Consider the following 9331-nt stretch of genomic DNA (forward strand, 5'->3'; position numbering starts at 1 on the left):
TCACCCAATTTTTTTCACAGAAACACCCCCAAACGGAGTGCGTGGGGGCTAATTGGTTTGGTTTTCGCTACGCTGCTGATCAATTATTAGTATTGTCCAACTTGTAGTTAAGTATATATTCACGTTTTTTCTTTGAACCAATTGATTCAACATTTAATTTCCCCAAAATTTTAGATGCCTGTTTACAGGTGTCAATTTGTAGAAAGTGCCTGCATTCTTTATTGGTAATCTTTCTATCAATCAACATTGCAAAATCGCTAAGGGCATTAAGATGCCCTACTTTAGTGGATTCACCACATTTTTGACAGCGCCATTCTCTATAAAACTTTTTCACATCAAACGAATGGCACTTTTCGCAAGTAACACCGGGAACAATATCTTTGGGTTCAATAAAGTATTTAGAGGTAATCGGAAATGGATTGTAATCTTGATGTGCATTTAAAAACTCAGTTAAGACTGCCTCCATCTGATCATGATTCAATTTCACTTTATCTCTAGGGCGTGTTCGAATATAATGTGGAAGCTCCTGAATTCCAATTATCGGAATATCTGATTCTTCAAATTGGAGTGATCGATTGGCATCTTTAAATATCACAATTCGATAAATGGGTAATTCTATATTCTTTATTTCTAAAAAATCTTGTAGCAAGTCAGTTATTTCAACTACTTGAGCTAATGGATTTTTATAATAATCAATTTGGCCAGAAGCTAAAGTTCGTTCGAGTTGCGGATGATTTTTACGAATTTTAATATGCCCACCAATATTTTTCATTTCCAAAATAATCGCGTAGTACGGAGTAAGAATTAAGGAATCAATTTGAAACCAAGCCGTTGAGTAAAGATGTAAGTCGTGTAAAACATAATAATCAAATCTGAATTTCACACGTTCAAAAAAATTATTTAATAGTTCCTCCCCTTTTATACCAGCAATTATTTGCCTTTTTAGTCCTTCTAAAAAAATGTATTGGGGATGCGATGGAGATAACCTTCGAATCGCAGCCTCTACTCCCATTAATTTTAATGAATCCGTTCGATATTTCATAATCATCAACATAGCACCTACCCATAACAGTTCTTAACCTAAATTTTATATCAAACCAATATTCTTTACATCAAAATGGGGCAAAGTTGTATTTTGGCACTGTCTTGACGATGCAAAATTCATTTTCCCCTTGAAATAATGAGGCATAATTGAATTTTGGCTATTTATATAAATCGAGTTGAAAAATTAACTATAGTGGGTATCCCAGTTCAGTTATTCCTCAACAGAAATACCCCCAAACGAAGTGCGTGGGGGCTAATAAGTTTGGTTTTCGATTCGCTGCTGTTGAATGGAATTGATATATGGTGGTTATTCCCTTTCACTTTGGTTTATTCCCCTTCACTTTGTGTTTATTCCCCTTCGCGGTTGCTTTATTCCCCTTCATTCTCTATTTAATCCCCTCCAACTACTGTTTATTCCCCTTCACCCAATTTTCCCCACAGAAATACCCCCAAACGGAGTGCGTGGGGCTAATTGGTTTTCGCTTCGCTCTTGTTTGTATTAGTTTCTTCCTACCCAAAAAAGACTGCCTCGGCAGTCTTTAGTGTTGTTCCCTGTCTAAAATACTATCCATCTCATCTAATGTCATGGGTTTGTGGAAGTAGTAGCCTTGGCCACTGTTGCATCCGATGGTCCTGAGTATGGTTAATTGTTCGACGGTTTCGATGCCTTCAGCAATTGATTTCATATTTAAATTGGCCGCGAGTTGTACGATGGTGCGAACGATGGCGAGTGTGCCTTCGCTTTCAATTTTAGATATGAAGCTTCGATCAATTTTGATTTCACTGACTGGTAATTGTTGCAAATAGCTGAGTGACGAGAAGCCCATGCCGAAATCATCAACGGAGCTTTCGAATCCTGCTAACTTCAATTGCTCAAAAATATTTTTGGCTAAATCAAAATCTACTAAACCGACACTTTCTGTAATTTCAATGCGTAAATATTTCGCTGAAATCCCGTATTCTTTCACGGTTTTGCGTAAATCTGCAACAAAGTATGGATGGAAGAAATGATCGTTGGAAATATTGATTGCCACCGGAAACAGCGTTTTACCCTCTCGCTTGCGCTTTTGTAACCAGGTTAATACCTTAGCCAGGATGATTTGCTCTATGGCTCTAATCTTCCCTGAGTTTTCAGCGACAGGAATAAATACACTCGGTGGTACTTGACCGAGTTCTGGTGAATTCCATCTTGCTAATGCTTCAAATGAAAAAATCTCGCCTGAATTCAAATCGACTTTCGGTTGAATATGAATGTCAAATTCACTTCTTTGTAGAGCATGTGATAAATGATTAATAATATATAGTTTGCGCTTCGCTTTTTCATCTTGATCAATCGTAAAGAATGATAACGCATTTCCTGCTCGCTTCTTGGCTTCTGAAATTGCTGTATCTGAGTAACGTATAAGTTCTTCACAATCAATTTTGTTACCTTGAAAAGGTGTTACACCGATTTTCATCGTTACATACATTTCTTCATCACCTATTAAAAAGGGATCATTCACACTACTCAAAATCAAGGATGTGTATCGTTCAAATTCATATGTCGGAATTAAACTAGCAATAATTAACGCTGGGCTTGAGAAGCGAGCGATAATGTCCTCGGAGCGTTTACACACTCGTTGAATCCGCTTGCACATTTGCTTAATCAATTCGTCTCCAGCAACTCGACCATAGACGTCGACTATATGTGCAAATTCTGATGGTTCTATGATAGCGACGAAACCAGGTTCATTTTCATTCAATAAATCTTTAAGTTCATTAATAAAATAATGACGATTTGGAATACCCGTGTCTGCATCCATATAGGCAAGACGCAATATTTCTTCTTGATGATCCGAGTATTTCACGACAAGTGAAATGAGTGGAGCAAGTCGTTGCATAAATTCTAAATCAACAGCACGTGGCTTGTTTGGATTGGTAAAATATGTAGCAATGGTGCCCACTACTTTATTTTCCTGTGTCAAAATCGGAATGGACCAGCATGCACGTAAATTATGAGCAAGTGCAAGGTCTTTATAATCAGTCCACAACGGGCTTGTTTCTATATCTGTCACAATCACTGGTTTTTTAGTAAAAGCGGCTGTGCCACATGATCCTGCATTGATGCCAATTTTACTACCTTGAATAGCTTGGTTATAACTTTCAGGCAAAGACCTAGCTGCTGCTACAATCAATTGATCTTTGGAATCGAGCAAAAGAATCGAGCATTTCGTGTCTTGTTGAAAGAAACTTTCGGCAACATCACATATTTTTTGTAGTAAGACGCTTAATGCATATCCTTTTTCAATACCTTGGTATATATCTTGTTGAACAACAAATAATGCCTCAGTTTGTTTACGACTTGTGACATCTAGTTGTAAACCTATATAAAATAATAGAATTCCTTTATCATCACGCAATGGTTGAATTACTAGTTCATTCCAAAACGGAGTCCCGTCTTTTCGATAGTTTAATAGTTCAGTATGTATGGGATCTCCAGTAGCCATTTGGTTTCGTATGCTGTGAACGGTATTAGCAAGAGTTTCTGGACCTTGAAGTAGACGACAATTTCCACCAACTATTTCTGCACGAGAAAAACCAGTTAATCGTAAAAATGAATCATTGACATATACAAGTGGATTGTTTGGTTGATCTGGGTCAGACACGACAAATCCCGTCTGATATTGGTCGCCCAAACGACATAACCAATCAAATAATAAATCTTTGCTTAATTCTTTCGGATAATTCGTTTTCAAGCCAGACACCACCTTTTTATATCTATGTAGTCCTATAGTAGAATATTTGAACACAAAAAGCTATATTAGAATGCACAAATATACCCAAAATTCCAAATGTTCAACTAATTAGAAAATACTTCTTTTATTAATAATTAGTTTGAAAATTTCAGTCTCTTTTACTACATACCCTAAATGAAAGCGCCATAGACAAATTCGTCCATGGCGCTAATCTATGTTAGTTTACTCGATTTTTTTTATGAAACCCTTTTGCGTAATAAAACAGCGTCAAGAAAATTAACCAAAGTGGTCCAACAACGAGCGCAATTCTTGTATCTGGATTGTAAGCCATTACAAGAATAACAAACCCTAGGAAGGCCAGTGAAATATAAGAGGTGATTGGGAATAAAGGCACTTTATATTTCAATTTTTTTCGTTCATTCGGTTTTAATCCCTTACGGAAACTAAGTTGTGATAACAGGATAATTCCCCATGTCCAAATAGCGCCGAAAGTCGCAATACTCGTTACCCATGTGAATACCTTAGCTGGAACAATATAATTTAAAAGTACGCCAACTAATAAGACAGATGATGTAGCAATTACGGCTGTTCCAGGTACACCGCTTTTTGTTAGGTTACCAAATTTCTTGGGAGCTTCCCCATGTTCTGCAAGGTTAAATAACATTCTTCCCGTACTAAACAGACCACTGTTACAAGAAGAAAGAGCTGCAGTTAAGATAACAAAGTTGATGATACCCGCTGCTCCTGGTATTCCAATTTGTTCAAATGCAAGTACAAACGGACTGCCTTTTGATCCAATTTCATCCCATGGATAAATGGACATAATAACAAACAATGCTCCAACATAAAATATCAGAATACGCCAGAACACCGTATCAATCGCTCGAGCAATTGATTTCTCCGGATTTTTTACTTCTCCTGCTGTTACACCAATCATTTCAATTCCAAGATAAGCAAACATGACCATTTGAAGTGATAGTATAAGACCTTTTATTCCATTAGGGAAGAATCCACCGTTTTCCCACAGGTTACTAATTCCGGTAGCAATTCCTCCGTTACCAATCCCGAAAGTAATCATACCTATTCCAATAAAAATCATTGCAACGATCGTTATTATTTTAATCAATGCGAACCAAAATTCCAGTTCACCATATGCTTTAACAGCAAGGAAATTAATAGCAGCCATTGCTACTAATGCAATTAATGCCCAAATCCATCGTGGCGTATCTGGATACCAAAATTCCATATAAATACCTACAGCCGTGATTTCCGCCATACAAGTAACAACCCATAGGAACCAGTAATTCCATCCTGTTATGTATCCAGCAAGAGGTCCTAAATAATCACGTGCATATTTACTGAACGAACCTGCTACCGGTTTGTGAATAGCCATTTCTCCCAGCGCTCTCATAATAAAGAACATGATCATTCCGCTGAATGCATAGCCAATTAAAATACTGGGTCCAGCTAATTTAATCGCAGTTGCAGATCCTAGAAATAATCCTACTCCTATTGCAGCGCCTAAAGACATAAGTGTGATATGTCTTTCTTCCAATCCGCGTTGTAATCCTTTTGATTGTGAATTTTTCGTCATCCTTGTGTCCCCCCTTTCGCTAACCATTTTCAACTTCATCCCATCGTTGTAAAACGATTTAAATAATTCTAATATAGTTAAATGCTCTGAAAATATGGCATTCATTTAATATAAGGCACTTTTACTAATTTGGCTAGTTACATATGTTCTATTAAATGAAGTCCATATTTACTAGTGTTTTAATTAAGGGCTAATCAATACTGTATGATAGAAATCAATAGGATATGATTTTTACAGTAATTAATTAAAATTATATTAACAAAGTGTTTCGAATACTTTGAATGGAGTATTTACTATTTAAAAGTAAATAAAAAAGGACCTTTTCAGGGACAAGTAGATGTCCTTGAAAAGGTCCTTTTTTTTTAGAGCTTTGTCTTATTGATATAAAGGGAACTTAGCAGTCAAGGTAGCAACACGTTCAGCCGCTTCTTTGTGAACCGCTTCGTCTTCAATATTTTTCAGTAATTTCGCCATGATTGACGCAATTTCTTTCATTTCTGGTTCTTTAAATCCACGAGATGTCACTGCAGGAGTTCCGATTCGAATACCTGAAGTAACAAACGGGCTTGTTGTATCGAAAGGAATTGTGTTTTTGTTTACCGTAATACCGACTTCATCCAAGACTTTTTCTGCCACTTTACCTGTTAGCTCTAAAGAACGTAAGTTAACTAGTAGTAAGTGATTATCAGTACCGCCAGAGACAACGTCAATTCCTTCATCAATCAAGCAGTCCGCTAATACTTTAGCATTTTTCACGACTTGTTGAATATACGTTTTGAATTCTGGTTGTTGTGCTTCACCAAATGCAACCGCTTTTGAAGCAATCACGTGCATTAATGGACCACCTTGAATACCTGGGAAAATTGTTTTATCAATTTTCTTCGCAAATTCTTCAGTTGTCAAAATTAATCCACCACGTGGACCACGAAGTGTTTTGTGTGTTGTTGATGTTACAAAATGAGCATGTGGTACAGGATTTGGATGTTCACCAGCTGCAACTAAACCAGCAATATGTGCCATATCGACCATCAAGTATGCTCCTACTTCATCAGCAATTTCACGGAATTTCGCAAAATCAAGTGTACGAGAATAAGCACTTGCTCCAGCAACAATCATTTTTGGTTGATGTTCAATTGCTTTTTCACGAACTTCTGAGTAATCAATTGTTTCTGTTACTTCATCAACACCGTATTCAACAAAGTTGTATTGAATTCCACTGAAGTTGACTGCCGACCCGTGAGTTAAGTGACCACCGTGTGATAAGTTCATTCCTAAAACGGTATCGCCTTGCTCAAGTACTGTCATGTAAACTGCCATGTTCGCTTGAGAACCTGAGTGTGGTTGTACATTCGCATGCTCTGCTCCGAAAATTTCTTTCAAGCGGTCACGTGCAATATTTTCAACAACGTCTACATGTTCACAGCCACCGTAATAGCGTTTGCCAGGATAGCCTTCAGCATATTTATTTGTTAATACAGACCCTTGAGCTTCCATTACTGCTTCTGACACAAAGTTTTCAGAGGCTATTAATTCAATGTTACCTTGTTGACGTATTTTCTCAGCATTCATCGCTTCATAAACCACTTTGTCTTGCGCAGCAATCTTTTTCATGTGTCCATATCCCCTTTAAGTCTATTTATTTTTATATACTGCTCGTTCACCGCCGATAAGTTTCGGGCGAGTGGTAGCGAGGGTGATAATCGCTTCACCAATTTGTTTAATAGATGTTCGAATCGGCACGGCAACTGGTTTGATGTGCATGCCGATGAGTGTTTGTCCGATATCGATGCCACCGTGGGCTTGTGCATGCTCAACTACAACTGGATCACTAAAATGTGTGTAAGCATAAGCAGACATTGATCCCCCTGCTTTTTGAACAGGAATGACGGATACGGGTTCTAGTCCGAAGGCTATCGCCGTTTGTCGTTCAACTGTAAGTGCACGGTTAATATGTTCGCAACCTTGGAAGGCTAAATGGATGCCATGTTTTTGTGCAAATGTATAGAGTGGCTTATATAAAACTTCCGCAACTTCCAATCCACCTGCAGATCCAATTCGCTTGCCTACAATTTCAGATGTCGAGCAACCAATAACTACAAGTTGTCCGGGTGAAAATGTGACTTGCTCTGCAAATCCATCTAATAATTCTTCGAGTTGAGATTGCCACAATGTGTAAGCATCCATATGACCAAACTCCTCTATTTGTTTTCTAGTTCAGAAAGTTTTGAGATGCGACGTTCGTGACGACCGCCTTCGAACTCGCCTTCTAACCATGTTTTCACGATTTCGCGCGCTAAGCCACCGCCAATTACGCGTTCGCCCATTGCTAAAATGTTGGAGTCATTATGACCTCGTGTTGCTTTTGCGCTAAATACATCGTGCACTAGTGCACAACGGATACCTTTTACTTTGTTTGCCGCAATCGACATACCAATTCCTGTGCCACAAATTAAGATGCCACGGTCGAATTTCCCTGCTACTACACCTTCAGAAACTGGTTGTGCATAGTCTGGATAGTCGACTGAGTCGCTTGTTTGTGGACCGAAATCTTGGTATGTGTGACCTAGTTCGTCAAGTAAAGAGGTAATTTCTTTGCGCAAATTATTGCCGCCATGATCGGAAGAAATCGCGATGTTCATAATAGTCCCTCTTTTCTTTTCATACTCGGTTTTATCTTACCATTTTTAATAGGAAAAGCGCAAAGTGACTTTTTGGTAAATCCGATTTTTCGCATTTTACTCTTTAAAGTTATGTGAAGTTACTTCAATGAATGGTCGCAGATGTTGAAAGACCGGTTTTTCATCCGTCCGAAAAATCTCAGTCTGACTTTTCGAGGTTGACGTCTGAAAAAATGGCGTTAACGTCTGAAAAAAACGCATTGACGTCTGAAAAATAGGCATTGACGTCTGAAAAACTTTTAAATCACAAAATATAGAGCTTTAACGCTGGACAGCTAAGGTTTTCAGTCCGCTCCGGAACGCATCCTCTGCTGCACTATAATCTAGAGAATAAAGAGTGGGGCTTGTGACTTCGTCACTCGCCCCACTCTATTTTTTCAGATCATTGTGCGGCGGGGGTTCGTCCTTCGCTCCCTGAAAACCTGGACGACCACAGTTAAGATCGTTTGGTTTACTAGAGAATCGATACTGTCTTTATGTAGATATTCGACCGAAGATGTTATTTCGGCCTCTTCCTGCCTTTATTTATTTTCAAACCACCACATAAAGACAGTAGTGACACTCACTATAATGGAAAATAAACGGTGGCAGACGTAGACACAATTGTCCTTCAAATTGTGACTGCGCCTGATCCCGTGGGGGCAGTTCTTTAGAGAAAGTGGATTCTAATCGCCTGCGGTATTGTGCCCCTTCGATGAAGAGACACAATTGATCTTAAAACTGTGGCTCTCATCAACTCTCCACACACTCGAAGAAATCAACAAATAGGTGTCAGTTGGCAAGCCGCCTGACACTTTTCTGTTCATGACACTTACTCCAAAGAAAAATAAAGGCGTGCTAGCCAGAGCCACAAATGTCTTTTATTTGTGGCTCTGGTTGGCAACCTGGGGGTAGTTCTTTAGAGTAAGTGGATACTAGTCGCCTGCGGTAGTGTGTCCCTCCGATGATGAGACAAAATTGCCTTTCAAATTGTGGCTCTCATCAACACCCCACACTCTCGCGGAAGTCGTTACAGAACATCAGGGTCACTAATACTAATGATGTCATGGTTTTCAGTGCGCTTCGGACGTTTCCTCTGCTGCACAATAATCTAGAGTTTAAAGAGTGGGGCTTGTGACTTCATCACTCGCCCCACTCTATTTTTTCAGATCATTGTTGGATAGGATACAATTAGTTGGACAACGAAATTAAGGGCAAGTAGAATAATACACAACCAGTGAGGAGAATCTACTATGTCCAAAAAAAGAAGAACATTTTCAACCGAGTTTAAAAAACAAGTG

General features: G+C 38.6%; 6 protein-coding genes. All 6 read right to left on the minus strand.

The window, feature by feature from the left end; translation table 11 throughout:
* Positions 1–79 precede the first annotated feature (79 nt).
* The gene (locus ACFPYN_RS12775; protein WP_377734699.1) at positions 80–1048 is read right to left on the minus strand and encodes a nuclease-related domain-containing protein; all 969 of its coding nucleotides are present in this window, start codon (positions 1046–1048) and stop codon (positions 80–82) included.
* 535 nt (positions 1049–1583) lie between these two features.
* Positions 1584–3779: a bifunctional diguanylate cyclase/phosphodiesterase gene (locus tag ACFPYN_RS12780; protein ID WP_377734700.1), complete on the minus strand. Its 2196-nt coding sequence runs from the start codon at positions 3777–3779 to the stop codon at positions 1584–1586.
* A 217-nt stretch (positions 3780–3996) separates the two neighbouring features.
* Entirely contained in the window at positions 3997–5373 is a 1377-nt protein-coding gene (locus ACFPYN_RS12785) for an amino acid permease (protein WP_377734701.1), read from the minus strand.
* Between the two features lie 375 nt (positions 5374–5748).
* Positions 5749–6984 (minus strand): serine hydroxymethyltransferase, encoded by a 1236-nt coding sequence (glyA, locus tag ACFPYN_RS12790; RefSeq protein ID WP_377734702.1) that lies wholly within the window; start codon positions 6982–6984, stop codon positions 5749–5751.
* 21 nt (positions 6985–7005) lie between these two features.
* The gene (locus tag ACFPYN_RS12795; RefSeq protein WP_377734703.1) at positions 7006–7557 is read right to left on the minus strand and encodes a TIGR01440 family protein; all 552 of its coding nucleotides are present in this window, start codon (positions 7555–7557) and stop codon (positions 7006–7008) included.
* 14 nt (positions 7558–7571) lie between these two features.
* A complete protein-coding gene (gene rpiB, locus ACFPYN_RS12800) occupies positions 7572–8012 on the minus strand; it encodes a ribose 5-phosphate isomerase B (protein ID WP_377734704.1) in 441 nt (146 codons plus the stop codon).
* Positions 8013–9331 lie beyond the last annotated feature (1319 nt).

This window comes from Paenisporosarcina macmurdoensis (genome assembly GCF_042658845.1).
Lineage (GTDB): Bacteria > Bacillota > Bacilli > Bacillales_A > Planococcaceae > Paenisporosarcina > Paenisporosarcina macmurdoensis.